11 protein-coding genes are annotated in these 13,221 nt (G+C 62.7%); 9 read left to right on the forward strand and 2 right to left on the reverse strand.

The annotated features are described in order from the left end of the window. Nucleotides 1–398: 398 nt before the first annotated feature. From lpxC to ligA, 4 genes are all read left to right on the forward strand, one after another. Complete coding sequence (lpxC, locus tag M1D34_RS04260) at nucleotides 399–1,352, forward strand: UDP-3-O-acyl-N-acetylglucosamine deacetylase (protein WP_003529110.1); 954 nt, start codon at nucleotides 399–401, stop codon at nucleotides 1,350–1,352. A gap of 266 nt (nucleotides 1,353–1,618) precedes the next feature. Next, complete coding sequence (locus M1D34_RS04265) at nucleotides 1,619–2,485, forward strand: outer membrane protein assembly factor BamD (RefSeq protein ID WP_498780831.1); 867 nt, start codon at nucleotides 1,619–1,621, stop codon at nucleotides 2,483–2,485. 36 nt (nucleotides 2,486–2,521) lie between these two features. Then, the gene (gene recN / locus M1D34_RS04270) at nucleotides 2,522–4,195 is read left to right on the forward strand and encodes a DNA repair protein RecN (protein ID WP_027993148.1); all 1,674 of its coding nucleotides are present in this window, start codon (nucleotides 2,522–2,524) and stop codon (nucleotides 4,193–4,195) included. A 98-nt stretch (nucleotides 4,196–4,293) separates the two neighbouring features. Then, a complete protein-coding gene (gene ligA, locus M1D34_RS04275) occupies nucleotides 4,294–6,447 on the forward strand; it encodes an NAD-dependent DNA ligase LigA (protein WP_498780833.1) in 2,154 nt (717 codons plus the stop codon). A gap of 305 nt (nucleotides 6,448–6,752) precedes the next feature. Here ligA and M1D34_RS04280 read toward each other — a convergent pair whose 3' ends face one another. After that, the gene (locus M1D34_RS04280; RefSeq protein WP_010969737.1) at nucleotides 6,753–7,157 is read right to left on the reverse strand and encodes a VOC family protein; all 405 of its coding nucleotides are present in this window, start codon (nucleotides 7,155–7,157) and stop codon (nucleotides 6,753–6,755) included. A 339-nt stretch (nucleotides 7,158–7,496) separates the two neighbouring features. Between M1D34_RS04280 and panC the strand changes: the two genes are divergently transcribed. The 5 genes from panC to M1D34_RS04305 all read left to right on the forward strand — a co-directional run bounded on the left by panC (nucleotide 7,497) and on the right by M1D34_RS04305 (nucleotide 10,784). After that, nucleotides 7,497–8,372: a pantoate--beta-alanine ligase gene (gene panC / locus M1D34_RS04285; protein WP_088217653.1), complete on the forward strand. Its 876-nt coding sequence runs from the start codon at nucleotides 7,497–7,499 to the stop codon at nucleotides 8,370–8,372. Nucleotides 8,373–8,374: 2 nt separating this feature from the next. Then, nucleotides 8,375–9,196 (forward strand): 3-methyl-2-oxobutanoate hydroxymethyltransferase, encoded by an 822-nt coding sequence (gene panB / locus M1D34_RS04290; protein ID WP_010969735.1) that lies wholly within the window; start codon nucleotides 8,375–8,377, stop codon nucleotides 9,194–9,196. Between the two features lie 204 nt (nucleotides 9,197–9,400). Then, nucleotides 9,401–10,117 carry an AzlC family ABC transporter permease gene (locus M1D34_RS04295; RefSeq protein WP_003536218.1) on the forward strand — a complete coding sequence of 239 codons (717 nt, stop codon included), beginning with the start codon at nucleotides 9,401–9,403 and terminating at the stop codon, nucleotides 10,115–10,117. A 3-nt stretch (nucleotides 10,118–10,120) separates the two neighbouring features. After that, nucleotides 10,121–10,429 (forward strand): AzlD family protein, encoded by a 309-nt coding sequence (locus M1D34_RS04300; protein ID WP_010969734.1) that lies wholly within the window; start codon nucleotides 10,121–10,123, stop codon nucleotides 10,427–10,429. A 115-nt stretch (nucleotides 10,430–10,544) separates the two neighbouring features. Next, nucleotides 10,545–10,784 (forward strand): PA2433 domain-containing protein, encoded by a 240-nt coding sequence (locus M1D34_RS04305; RefSeq protein WP_003536221.1) that lies wholly within the window; start codon nucleotides 10,545–10,547, stop codon nucleotides 10,782–10,784. Nucleotides 10,785–10,971: 187 nt separating this feature from the next. Here the strand turns inward: M1D34_RS04305 and M1D34_RS04310 are convergent, their stop codons facing one another. Beyond that, nucleotides 10,972–12,807 (reverse strand): aminopeptidase P family protein, encoded by a 1,836-nt coding sequence (locus M1D34_RS04310; protein ID WP_088217655.1) that lies wholly within the window; start codon nucleotides 12,805–12,807, stop codon nucleotides 10,972–10,974. Nucleotides 12,808–13,221: the final 414 nt, after the last annotated feature.

A 13,221-nucleotide genomic window follows, 5' to 3' on the forward strand; every position in this document is an offset into this window, starting at 1 on the left:
ACGCGCAACGTCGCCGTAGTACTTTCAGTCGCCGCAGTTTTTCCTGAGCCGGCTCCGGTTCAGGGAAACATGCGGAGGCTGTTCCTTCACCTTGCCGATGCCCGGGCGCCAGCCCGGGCATTTTTCGATTTTTTACGCGAAATCAGAAGCTTATCAATTGCATTGCGCGCATATGAATTGCGTAACAAAACGAAACGAACAGTGATTTGGAATGGTGCCTCCAAACTCTTATTTTCATGATCGGAATTGGGGACGCATACGATTCGATCGGGCGCTGTTAGTTCGAAGACGAGATTTCCGCCGGCTGCGCGGGGTCCCGGTACTTCGTCTTGTGTCTTGAGCAGCGTGGCACCCTTTAGGATTTTGGCCGAAGGCCGCCTTGATTGAAAGTGACGAGAATGGGAATCGAACTGCTCGGGTTTCAGACGACGATCGCAAACCCGATAACCCTCAAGGGAATTGGCGTTCACTCCGGTGCGGAAGTCGAGATCACCTTCCAGCCGGCCGATGCCGACGCCGGGATCGTGTTCCAGCGTGTGCTTGCCGGCGGCCGGGTGAGCGAATTCCGTGCCGTCTCGTCGCAGGTCGGCAACACCGATCTGTGCACCGTCCTTGGCCTCTCGCCGGCAACCTCGATCGCGACGATCGAGCATGTCATGGCGGCGGTCTATGCGCTCGGCCTCGACAACCTGTTGATCGAGGTGCATGGCGCTGAAATGCCGATCATGGACGGCAGCTCAGCCCCCTTTATCGAGGCGATCGAGCAGGCAGGTATTCATTCGCTTGCCGAGAAGCGCCGCTATATCCGCATTCTCAAGCCGGTGCGCATCGAATCGGGCGCTTCCTGGTCGGAATTCACGCCCTATGACGGCATGCGCTTCGAAGTCGAGATCGACTTCGACTGCCCGCTGATCGGCCGTCAGGCATGGAAGGGCGACATGACGCCTTCCGTTTTCAAGCGGGAGCTGTCGCGTGCGCGTACCTTCGGCTTCATGCGCGATGTGGAGCGCCTCTGGGCAGGCGGTTTCGCGCTCGGCTCGTCACTCGAGAACTCCGTGGTAATTTCGGACGACAACACGGTCATCAATGTCGAGGGCCTGCGGTATACGGACGAATTCGTCCGCCACAAGACGCTCGATGCCGTAGGCGATCTTTCGCTGGCGGGTGCTCCCTTCCTCGGCTGCTACCGCTCCTATCGCGGCGGGCACCGGATGAATGCCAATGCCCTCAAGGCATTGCTCAGCGATCCGACCGCCTATGAGGTGGTGGAAACGGCAACGCCGCGCCAGCGCACCCGTTCGCGGGACATGGTGGCGGTTGCCGCACCGGGCTTTGCGCCCTGGTCCGCCTGACGGCATAGGATATTCCTTCTCCAGTCGCCGGCCGAAAGGCCGGCATTTTCATGATGATTCGATAGTTGCCCTGAGTAACGCGTGTTCTTCGGCACCTATTTTCACGGCGCCAGAGGCGCTTTACACATCCGAAAAGGGGTGCAGCGCTGCAGCGCGCCACAAATTTGCATGAATTGCCGATCATGACGTTGCGGTCTTGAGGTAACTTGCTCTAAAACGCGCAAGTCTGGCGCGATGCTAGGCGCTGAGTGAAACGGGAATATCCGATGGTTCTTGCAGTTTCTGTCGACATAGGAAAATCAGCGCGCGTCGCCGCGGTCGTTCTTGCGGCTATCGCCGGCTCCTGTCTGATCACGGCCTGCCAGAACGATCCGGACATCGACATCACCAAGCTCACGGCCGAGACCGATCCGCCGGACGTGCTCTACAACCAGGGCCTCGCAAACCTGAACGCCGGCAAGACGACGGAAGCGGCGCGGAAGTTCGAGGCGATCGACAAGCAGCATCCGTTCTCCGAATATGCCCGGAAAGCGCTGGTGATGAATGCATTCGTTGCCTATCGCAACGGCCAGTATCAGGACGCGATCAACTCGACCAACCGCTACCTGAATCTTTATCCGCAGTCGGAAGACGCAGCCTACGCGCAATATATCCAGGGCCTCGCCTATACGAAGCAGATTCCGTCGGTGACGCAGGATCAAAGACCCGCGGCGAAGGCGATCGAGGCAATGCAGGTGGTCGTCGACAAGTATCCGGACTCCGAATATGTCGACGATGCGCAGGCAAAGATCCGCTTTGCACGCGACCAGCTCGCCGGCAAGGAGATGCAGGTCGGCCGCTATTATCTCGAGCGCAAAGAATATCTGGCAGCGATTTCGCGCTTCCGCACCGTCGTCGAGCGGTATCCGACCACCAATCAGGTCGAGGAAGCGCTTGCCCGCCTCGTCGAAGCCTATTATGCGATGGGCGTGACCGGGGAAGCCCAGACGGCGGCAGCGGTTCTCGGGCATAACTACCCCGACAGCCAATGGTATGCAGACTCCTACAAGCTGCTGCAATCCGGCGGGCTTGAGCCGCGCGAAACCGGCACGTCCTGGATCGCGCGCGCGGGAAAGAACCTCATCGGCGCGTGATTTTCCCGGCGCCTGACAACGAAGATATGAAACCGGATGCTCGCCCAGCTCGCGATCCGCGATATCGTCCTGATCGAACGGCTTGACCTCAGCTTCGATGCCGGGCTTTCGGTGCTGACCGGCGAAACCGGCGCGGGCAAATCCATTCTTCTCGACAGTCTGTCGCTTGCGCTGGGCGGCCGCGGCGACGGTTCGCTCGTGCGCCACGGCGAGGACAGGGGCCAGGTTACCGCTGTCTTCGACGTCCCGGCCGGCCATACGGCGCGGCTCTTCCTGCGCGAGAACGGCATCGACGACGATGGCGATCTGATCTTCCGCCGCGTGCAATCGGCCGACGGCCGCACCAAGGCGTTCATCAACGACCAGCCGGTTAGCGTTCAGCTGATGCGGCAGGTCGGCCAGACGCTCGTTGAAATTCACGGCCAGCACGACGATCGGGCGCTTGTCGATACCGACGCGCACCGCACGCTGCTCGATGCTTTCGGCGGTACCACCGAAGCTGCGGAAGACGTCGCAACCTTCTATCGCGCCTGGAAGGATGCCGAGCGCTGTCTGAAGAAACACCGCGAGAAGGTGGAGGCAGCAGCCCGCGAGGCGGACTATCTGCGTTCCTCCGTCGAGGAACTCGAGACGCTTTCGCCGCGCGATGGCGAAGAGGAGGAACTCGCCGAGAACCGGGCCCGCATGATGAAGGCCGAGCGCATTGCCGGGGACATCAGCGAGGCATCCGAGTTTCTGAACGGCAACGCCTCGCCGGTACCGCTCATCGCGTCGCTCGTCCGGCGGCTCGAACGCAAGAGCCATGAGGCACCCGGCCTGCTCGAAGAGACGGTCGAGCTTCTGGATGGGGCGCTGAACCAGCTTGCGGATGCCCAGATGGCGGTCGAGCGCGCGCTCCGCGACACCGAATTCGATCCGAAGGAGCTAGAGCGCGTCGAGGAGCGGCTTTTCGCTCTGCGCGCCGCTAGCCGCAAATATTCGGTTCCCGTCACCGAACTGCCGGCACTTGCCGCGCGGATGATCGCAGATCTTGCCGATCTCGACGCCGGCGAAGAGAAGCTGAAGCAACTGGAAATACAGGTCGCCGAAGCCAGGGCGGCCTTCGATGTTGCGGCCCGCTCACTTTCCGAGAAGCGCCACAATACGGCTGCTGCACTTTCGGCCGCCGTCATGGAAGAACTGCCTGCGCTGAAGCTCGAACGCGCCCGCTTCATGGTCGAGGTGACGAGCGACCCGGGATCGCCGACGGCCGACGGGATCGATGCGGTCGAGTTCCACGTCCAGACCAATCCCGGCACCAGGCCGGGACCGATCATGAAGGTCGCTTCGGGTGGCGAGCTCTCGCGCTTCCTGCTCGCGCTGAAAGTGGCGCTCGCCGATCGCGGTTCGGCGCCGACGCTCGTCTTCGACGAGATCGATACCGGCGTCGGTGGCGCCGTGGCGGATGCGATCGGCCAGCGCTTGAAGCGGCTTTCGAAAACCGTGCAGGTGCTTTCCGTCACCCATGCGCCGCAGGTTGCCGCGCGTGCGGCGACGCATCTCCTGATTTCGAAGGGGCCTTCCGCGGAAAAGACCGAGATGATCGCGACCCGCGTCGCCCGCATGGACGAAGCGGCACGCACGGAAGAGATCGCCCGCATGCTCGCCGGCGCCTCGATTACCGAGGAGGCGAGGGCCGCAGCCGCGCGATTGCTCGCCGGCAACGGTTGAATAGCCCTCACGTTCCTTCGCGTCGGTTACCCTCAAAATCGATTCCGATTTGAGGAATCATGCAGTAAAAGCGACTCCAAAGTTCTGGAGCCGCATCCATGCTGAATCAAAGAAAATCCGTCGAACAATTGAACGAAGCGGAAGCTGCCGAGGAACTCGCCTTCCTGGCGGCGGAGCTTGCCCGCCACGACATGCTTTATCACGGCAAGGATGCTCCGGAGATTTCGGATGCGGACTACGATGCGCTGAAGCGGCGGAACGATCTGATCGAAGAGCGCTTCCCGGTACTTGTCCGCGAGGACGGCCCCTCGCGGAAGGTCGGTGCCGCACCCTCGCTGACCTTCGCGCCGGTCGTTCATGCGCGGCCGATGCTGTCGCTCGACAATACCTTCTCGGACGAGGATGCCCGCGCATTCGTCGCCGGTGTCTACCGCTTCCTCGGCAAGCTCCCGGACGGCTCGATCGCCTTCACGGCCGAGCCGAAGATCGACGGGCTGTCCATGTCGCTGCGCTACGAAAACCGGCGGCTCGTCACGGCAGCTACCCGCGGCGACGGCACGACCGGGGAAAACGTCACCGCCAATGTCCGCACCATCGGCATGATCCCGCAGACGCTTCCCGCGGACGCGCCTGATGTCGTCGAGATCCGCGGCGAGATCTATATGGCGAAATCGGACTTCGCCGCGCTCAATGCCGAAATGGCGGCGCAGGGCAGGCCGCTCTATGTCAACCCGCGCAATACGGCGTCGGGTTCGCTCCGTCAGCTGGACGCGAAGGTGACGGCGAACCGCAAGCTGCGCTTCTTCGCCTATGCCTGGGGCGAGATGTCGGCGATGCCGGCGGATACGCAGCTCGGCATGGTGGAGACCTTCAAGGCCTGGGGATTCCCGGTCAATCCGCTGATGCAGCGCTTCTTCTCCGCCGACGAGCTCCTGGAGCACTATCACCATATCGAGCGGGAGCGTCCGGACCTCGACTACGACATCGACGGCGTCGTCTACAAGGTCGACCGGCTCGATCTGCAGGCCAGGCTCGGCTTCCGCTCGCGCAGTCCGCGCTGGGCAACGGCGCACAAGTTTCCGGCCGAACAGGCTTTCACGCGTCTGAAGGGCATCGACATTCAGGTCGGCCGTACCGGCGCCCTGACGCCCGTCGCGCGGCTGGAGCCGATCACCGTCGGGGGCGTCGTCGTCACCAACGCCACGCTGCACAACGAGGATTATATCCGCGGCGTCGGCAACACCGGTGAGCCGATCCGCGATGGGCGCGACGTCCGTATCGGCGACATGGTTATCGTCCAGCGGGCAGGGGACGTGATCCCCCAGATCGTCGACGTGGTGATGGACGAGCGGCCGGAAGGCGCCGAGCCCTACAGGTTTCCGACGACGTGCCCCATCTGCGGCAGCCATGCGGTGCGTGACATCAACGAAAAGACGGGCAAGGTGGATGCCGTGCGCCGCTGCACGGGCGGCTTCGTCTGCCGTGCGCAGGCGGTCGAGCATCTGAAGCATTTCGTCTCGCGCAATGCCTTCGACATCGAAGGCCTCGGCTCCAAGCAGATCGAGTTCTTCTTCGAAAGCGAAGACGAGAATCTGAGGATCCGCACCGCCCCTGAGATCTTCACGCTCGAACGCCGCCAGGAGGCATCGCTCAACAAGCTCGAGAACATCGACGGATTCGGCAAGGTAAGCGTCCGCAAGCTGTACGAGGCGATCAATGCCCGCCGCTCGATAGCGCTTCATCGCCTGATCTATGCGCTAGGCATCCGCCATGTGGGCGAGACGACGGCCAAGCTGCTTGCGCGCTCCTATGGCAGCTACGAGCATTTCGGGGCCGCCATGACCGAGGCGGCGGGCTTTTCGGGAGATGCCTGGAACGAGCTGAACAGCATCGACGGCATTGGCGAGGTGGTCGCGCGCGCCATTGTCGAGTTCTATAAGGAGCCGCGCAACCTGAAGGTCGTTTCCGAGCTGCTGCAAGAGGTTACGCCCGAAAGCGCGGAGTTGCCCGTCGCGACCGACAGCCCCGTCGCCGGGAAGACGGTGGTCTTCACCGGATCGCTCGAGAAGATGACGCGCGAGGAGGCGAAGGCGAAGGCGGAGAGTCTCGGCGCCAAGGTGGCGGGATCGGTGTCGAAGAAGACCGACATCGTCGTCGCCGGCCCCGGCGCCGGCTCGAAGCTCGACAAGGCCCGCGAACTCGGCGTCCAGACGATGGACGAGGACGAGTGGCTGGCGCTGATTGGCGGGTAAAGCGTTCACTTGCCCCTCATCCGCCTGCCGGCACCTTCTCCCCGCAGGCGGGGAGAAGGGACAAGCGGCGCCAACTGAACCCCGCATTCACCGCCCGCCCGAGGGAGCGAGCGGGCGCGGCATATCCCTTCTCCCCGCCTGCGGGGAGAAGGTGGCGGCAGCGGGTTGAGGGGCATCCCGTGTGACCCGTTACAGCGCCGCGCGTCTTATCAGACGCGCAAAGGTCGCTGTAGCACTTTGATCTGCTGCATGTTTTTGTCCTTTAAGCGGGGACGATTAAAGGAAACATGCAGTAGTTTAGATCGTCACGCCTGCTGCTGTGCCGACATGTCCATCCACATGAACTCCCAGACGTGGCCGTCCAGGTCCTGGAAGCTGATGCCGTACATGAAGCCGTAGTCGATCGCCGGCTTCCATGGCTTGCCGCCCGCGGCAATAGCCTTGTCGAACATGTCGTCGCATTCGGCACGGCTCGCGGCGGAGAGCGCAGTGATGACCTCGGTGCCCTTGGCCGTGTCGCTGATCTCGCCGACTATGAAGCTACGGAATTTCGGCTCGGTCAGAAGCATGGCGAAGATATTGTCGTCGATGACCATGCAGGCGGCGGTCTCGTCGGAAAACTGCTCGTTGAATGTGAAGCCCAAAGCGGAGAAGAAGGACCGGGAGGCTTTCAGATCCTTGACCGGCAGGTTGACGAAAATCATGCGCATGGGGTGCTCCTTGTTGAAGATGGGATGAGCCAAGGACGAAGACATGTGCCGCATGCCGACAGGTCTCGCCGAATTTTGTAGCCTCCCTCGTAATCGACTACGTCTGATGCGCCGATCAGGTGCGGCGCTTCGAATTTGAGCCCATTTCCGTTTGTATTTTTGCGCTGCACAAGATAGAGCTTGCAGCCAAAATTTGTGCAATTGCCTTTTCGCGGGGCTGGCGCCCGCAGCCGCGCGTCTTATCGGACGCGCAACTGTCGCTGTAGCATTTTGACGATGCAGGAGCCATATCAGCGAAGCGGGGCGTGTCCAACGTCCCGGCGGATTGGAGGGTCCGGAATGAGAACCATCAGCACCATCGCCGATCTGCGAGAGGCCCTTGCCGAGCATCGGCGCGCGGGCAGATCCATCGGATTGGTCCCCACCATGGGCTATCTTCATGTCGGCCATATGGAGCTCGTGCGCCGCGCCCGCAGCGAGAACGACGTGGTCGTCGCCAGCATATTCGTCAATCCGCTGCAGTTCGGCGCGAACGAGGATCTTGGCAAATATCCGCGCGACCTCGCCCGTGATCAGGCGCTGCTGACCGATGGCGGCGTCGATTTCCTTTTTGCCCCCGGCGTTTCCGACATGTATCCGCGCCCGATGGAAACGGTGGTCGACGTGCCGAAGCTCGGCTCCGAACTCGAGGGCGCAGTTAGGCCCGGCCATTTCGCAGGCGTTGCGACGGTCGTAACCAAGCTCTTCAACATCGTCCAGCCGGACCGCGCCTATTTCGGCGAAAAGGATTTCCAGCAGCTCCAGATCATCCGGCGCATGGTCGAGGATCTGGCGCAGCCGGTTACGGTCATCGGCGTACCGACGGTGCGCGAGGAGGACGGGCTCGCCTGTTCGTCGCGCAACGTCTATCTGACGACGCAAGAGCGGCGTGCAGCCGCAATCGTGCCGAAGGCGCTGGACGAGGCCGAGCGGCTGATCGCAAGCGGGGTCACCGAACCGGCCGAGGTCGAGAAGCGTGTCTTGGAATTTCTCGCCGGCGAGCCGCTGGCGCGGCCGGAAGTGGTGGCGCTGCGCGACCCGGAAACGCTTGAGCCGGTCAGCGAGATCGAAGAAAAGCCGGTCCTGCTCCTGCTCTTCGTCCGCTTCGGCACCACGAAGCTGCTCGACAACCGCGTGATTGCCCCGAAATCCGCCCGTTTTGCAAAGGTAGCCTGAGAATGAGCGTCCAGACCACGAAACGGCGGCTCAGCCCCGCCAGCATCGAAGCCCTGAAGGGTGAGCGCCCGATCGTCAGCCTGACGGCCTATACGACGCCGATCGCACGGCTTCTCGATCCTCATGTGGATTTCCTCCTCGTCGGCGATTCGCTCGGCATGGTGCTCTACGGCCTCGATACGACCGTCGGCGTCACGCTCGACATGATGATTGCGCATGGCCAGGCGGTCATGCGCGGTTCGGAGCGCTGTTGCGTCGTCGTCGACCTTCCTTTCGGCGCCTATCAGGAATCCAAGGAGCAGGCCTTCCGCAGTGCCGCGCGCATCCTGAAGGAAACGGGCTGCAGCGCAGTGAAGCTCGAGGGCGGTGCCGAGATGGCCGAGACGGTCGAATTCCTTGTCAGCCGTGGCATTCCGGTGCTCGGCCATGTGGGCTTGATGCCGCAGCTCGTCAACACGACGGGGGGCTACCGCTCGGTCGGGCGCAACGAAAAGGAAGTGGCCAAGATCCGCCGCGACGCCAAGGCGATCGACGATGCCGGCGCTTTCGCCATCGTGGTCGAGGGAACGGTGGAGCCGGTCGCCCGCGAGATCACTGCCACGCTGCGCGCGCCGACCATCGGCATCGGTGCTTCGCCGGCCTGCGACGGCCAGATACTGGTATCGGACGACATGCTCGGTCTTTTCAACGATTTCAAGCCGCGCTTCGTCAAGCATTTCGCCGAGTTGGCACCGACGATCTCAAAGGCGGCGGAGGCCTATGCCAACGAGGTGAAGGCGCGCAGCTTTCCGGGCATAGAGCACACGTTTCAAGTAAAGCGCTGACGTGTCGGGGCGGGCGCGTTCTTTGCGTCCGCCTTCTTATGGTAGGCCGACCGAGCACCAGGTCTCGTGTGCTCGTTCGGGAATGACGCGCGTCCAACCATCAGAAAATTCAATCGCCGCATCAGAGTAATTGAATTGTCGCGATCTGCGGCAGCCCCTATCTGTCCGGCATGCTCGTTACGGGCGGCCCCGCAGGAGAATTTCATGAGCAGAGGCGATTTCCGGGAAGGGCTGCGCGGCGGCTTTCCGATCATGCTGGCGGCGTCGCCCTTCGGAGCGCTTTTCGGCGCGCTTGCGGTGGATAACGGGTTTTCGATTGCCGATGCGGTATTCATGAGCGCCACCGTCTATGCGGGTGCAAGCCAGATGGTCGGCATCGAACTCTTCGGAAGCAACGTGCAGCCCTGGCTGGTGGTGCTCTCGGTCTTTGCGGTCAACTTCCGCCACGTGCTCTATTCCGCTTCTCTCGCCAAGCACATCCGCCATTTCAGCTTCGTTCAAAAGCTGATCGCATTTTTCCTGCTCGTGGACCCGCAATATGCGGAGACCGAACAGCGCGGCCAGCGCGGATTGCCGGTCACCTTCGCCTGGTATGCGGGCTTCGGCGTCGTGATCTATGTTCCATGGCTCATCAATACGCTGATCGGTGCGATCTTCGGGCAGTTGATCGGCGATCCCAAGGCGATCGGCCTCGACGTGCTCCTCCCGATCTACTTTCTGGGGCTCGTGATGAGCTTCCGCACGCGCGACCGCTTTCTGCCGATCGTGGCGGTGAGCGCCGTCGCTTCCGTCGCTGCGATGCATTTCGTCGGCTCCCCCTGGCATGTCAGCATCGGCGCGCTTGCCGGCGTCCTGCTTGCGGCCTGTCTGCCGCCGAAGCGACCGGCGACCGAAACCCACGCCGTGGAAAAGGAGGCCTGATCCTTGGACGCGCAACACCTCGATCTGCTCTATCTCATCGTCGCGGCGGCGGTCGCCACTTATGTCACGCGCTTCGGCGGCTACGTGCTTATCACGCAGTTGAAGAACATACCTCCGCGCGTCGAGTCTGCGTTGAACGCAGTCCCGGCGGCTGTACTGACAACGCTGGTGGCGCCCGCCTTCGTCTATGGTGGCATGGACGTCGCCGCAGCGATGCTCGTCGCCTTCGTCGTCGGGCTGCGCTTTTCGACGCTTCGGATGCTGCTCGTGGGCTGGATCGCGGTCATGGCGATCCGGCACCTGATCATGTAGGTTCCCGCCGCCTGAGCATGGGTCCGGCCGCTCGGATTGGCGCCAGGCCGGTTCTGGACTATCATCTTCTCGTTGCCGGGGAGGCAGCCGCCCCCCGGCCCACGGAGGAGCGACCATGATTACCAGAATTTCCGTTGCGCTGTTTCTCGCGCTTGCGCCTGTTACCGCGTTTGCCAACCAGTGCCCCGCCATGATGCAGGCGATCGATGCGGCCATGCCCAACGCATCATTGTCCGAGGCCGACATGGCCAAGGTGAAACAGTTGCGCCAGCAGGGCGAAGACTTGCACAAGGCTGGCGACCATGCGGGCTCGGAAGCAGCGCTCGGCCAAGCCAAGACGATGCTTGGGATCTGACCGGAAAGGGGCCTGCGCCCCATTCAGACTATTGTCGGATTAAGGCTGCGATTCAGTAAAATTCGCGGGTTACGCGAGAGCGTCGCCGCAAATATAACCATGCTGTTGGTTGAGAAATCGACCCTCCCAACGGAGGCCCGGCGGTACCCCAGCCCCAGCCCACACCGCCGGGCCGCCCGTTCCGACCCTATCGCACGATTGCTTCCGTAGCACTGGCCAGCCAGTCTCTCGTTTCCGTGCCCGACAGCAGCGGCATCAGCTTTTCCAGCGTTTCCGCGTGGTAAGCGTTCAGCCAGTCAAGCTCGTCGTCGGTCAGCAGGGCGGGAAGGACGAGCCGGCGATCGATCGGGCAGAAGGTCAGCGTGTCGAAGCCGAGCATAGGCTGGTCGCCGCCCTCGATCTCCTCCGGCTCGCGCACGACGACGAGATTCTCGATGCGGATGCCGAAGGCGCCGGGGCGATAGTAACCGGGTTCGTTGGAAAGGATCATGCCGGGCAGCAATTCCTGCGTGGCAAGCCGGGCAATGCGCTGCGGTCCTTCGTGGACCGAGAGATAGGAGCCGACGCCGTGGCCCGTCCCGTGCGCATAATCGGCGCCCGCCTTCCAAAGCGCGATCCGGGCGAGCGGATCGAGGTCGACGCCGCGTGACCCCTTCGGGAAGCGCGCCGTGCTGATTGCGATCATGCCCTTGAGCACGAGCGTGAAGAACCGCTTCTGTTCTTCCGGCACCGCGCCGATCGCGACCGTGCGGGTGATGTCGGTCGTACCGTTGATGTATTGCGCGCCGGAGTCGATCAGGAACATGGTACCGGCCTCGATCCGCCGGTCGGTTTCGTTCGTGACCCGATAATGCATGATTGCGGCATGCGAACCGGCGCCGGCGATCGTGTCGAAAGAAACGTCCTTCAGGGGGTTCTGCATGCGCTCGCCGACGGCCGCGCGCGTTGCCTCCAATTGCCTGGTTGCGCCGATTTCGGTGACGCTGCCGGGCTCCCTCCCGTCCAGCCAGGCGAGGAACTCGACCATCGCCGCACCATCCTGCAGGTGCGCCCGGGTCGATCCGGCGATCTCGGCTGCATTCTTGCAGGCGCGCGGCAGGCGGGCGGGATCGACCGCCTCGACCACCGAACCTTCCTTCCTGCGAATCAGCTCGCCGATCGCGAAGGGGGCGAGATCCGGATCGATCATGATGGCTGCGCCGGTTGAGGCGAGGGCGGCGAGCCGATCGTCGAAGCTCGCGGGCGCCATTATGTCGGCGAGCTGGGTCAGGTAGGCTTCCTGCTCGATGCCGGTCTTGCGTTTGTCGAGGAAAAGCTCGGCGCTGCCGTCCGCATGGATGATCGCGCGCGCCAGCGGGTGCGGCGTGTGCGGCACGTCACTGCCACGGATGTTGAAGGTCCAGGCGACGGAGGAGGGATCCGTGAGAACGACGGCGGCGGCCTTCGCCTTTGCCACGCCCGCCGCGATCTCCGCGATCTTGTCTTTCGCCAATTGCCCCGCATGCTCGACCGGCTGGATCGTCACCGGGCCGAGCGGCGTTGCGGGACGGTCGGCCCAGAGCCGGTCGAGCGGATTGTGGTCGAGAAGGACGACACTGCCGCCGATCGCGGCAAGCGCCTTTTCGAGCCGGCGAACTTCCGCCGCGGTGTGCAGCCAAGGATCGATGCCGAGGCGGAAGCCCTTGGATCCATGGCGCTCCAGCCAGACATGCGGCGGTTCGCCGATGAGATCGCCGCCGGTGAAGACGCTGCCGTCCACCTGCTCCTTGAGCTGGGTTACATAACGGCCGTCGACGAAGACGATCGCTTCGCGCTGGGTCACGAGCGCTACCCCGGCCGAACCGGTAAAGCCCGTCAGCCACGACAGCCGCTCGGAACTGCGGGGCACATATTCCCCTTGAAATTCGTCGGCACGCGGCACGAGGAAGCCATCGACGCCCAAGGTTGCGAGGGCGGCACGCAGGGCGGTGGTTCTCTCCTTGCCGAACTGGGGCGTGGAGGTGACTTCGAAGGATTGGAACATGGACTTTCCCGGTAAGCTTGGCGGAGACCGCAGGTGAGATGGGCATGTTAATGCATCTCTTCCAAAAGTGGAGCAGCGGTTTTGGAATAACGACCTGCATAAAGTAACAACTTAAACTCGTTCGCGCAGGGGGGAGACGAGATTCGCCCATGAACAGCGTGTACCTCGGGTGGTGCAGGACGCGCATTTGCCCATTTGTCATACATATGCACGCGGCGCATGGCACCCATGCCGGAATGTATCTTTCTCTATCGGAATTATGGTTTATAAGCCCGCTCAACGAACACGGACGAACGTCCGCCGGTTCAAAAGACTGCAGTTCCGAGAATAGTTGGTCATCTGTTCTCCTCCTCCCTCAGGGTGGCCAGCTTCGGAACGGTAGAGCCCGCTTGAGCGCTCCTCCTCCTCAAGCTC

The sequence above is a fragment of the Ensifer sp. D2-11 genome, assembly GCF_054161295.1.

Excerpts from the sequence above, each read along its gene's own strand:
- panB (WP_010969735.1), top strand. The coding sequence starts at position 8,375 with ATGAGCGTCCAGACCACGAAACGGCGGCTCAGCCCCGCCAGCATCGAA.
- panC (WP_088217653.1), top strand. The coding sequence starts at position 7,497 with ATGAGAACCATCAGCACCATCGCCGATCTGCGAGAGGCCCTTGCCGAG.
- M1D34_RS04295 (WP_003536218.1), top strand. The coding sequence starts at position 9,401 with ATGAGCAGAGGCGATTTCCGGGAAGGGCTGCGCGGCGGCTTTCCGATC.
- M1D34_RS04305 (WP_003536221.1), top strand. The coding sequence starts at position 10,545 with ATGATTACCAGAATTTCCGTTGCGCTGTTTCTCGCGCTTGCGCCTGTT.
- ligA (WP_498780833.1), top strand. The coding sequence starts at position 4,294 with ATGCTGAATCAAAGAAAATCCGTCGAACAATTGAACGAAGCGGAAGCT.
- recN (WP_027993148.1), top strand. The coding sequence starts at position 2,522 with ATGCTCGCCCAGCTCGCGATCCGCGATATCGTCCTGATCGAACGGCTT.
- lpxC (WP_003529110.1), top strand. The coding sequence starts at position 399 with ATGGGAATCGAACTGCTCGGGTTTCAGACGACGATCGCAAACCCGATA.
- M1D34_RS04310 (WP_088217655.1), bottom strand. The coding sequence starts at position 12,807 with ATGTTCCAATCCTTCGAAGTCACCTCCACGCCCCAGTTCGGCAAGGAG.
- M1D34_RS04280 (WP_010969737.1), bottom strand. The coding sequence starts at position 7,157 with ATGCGCATGATTTTCGTCAACCTGCCGGTCAAGGATCTGAAAGCCTCC.
- M1D34_RS04265 (WP_498780831.1), top strand. The coding sequence starts at position 1,619 with ATGGTTCTTGCAGTTTCTGTCGACATAGGAAAATCAGCGCGCGTCGCC.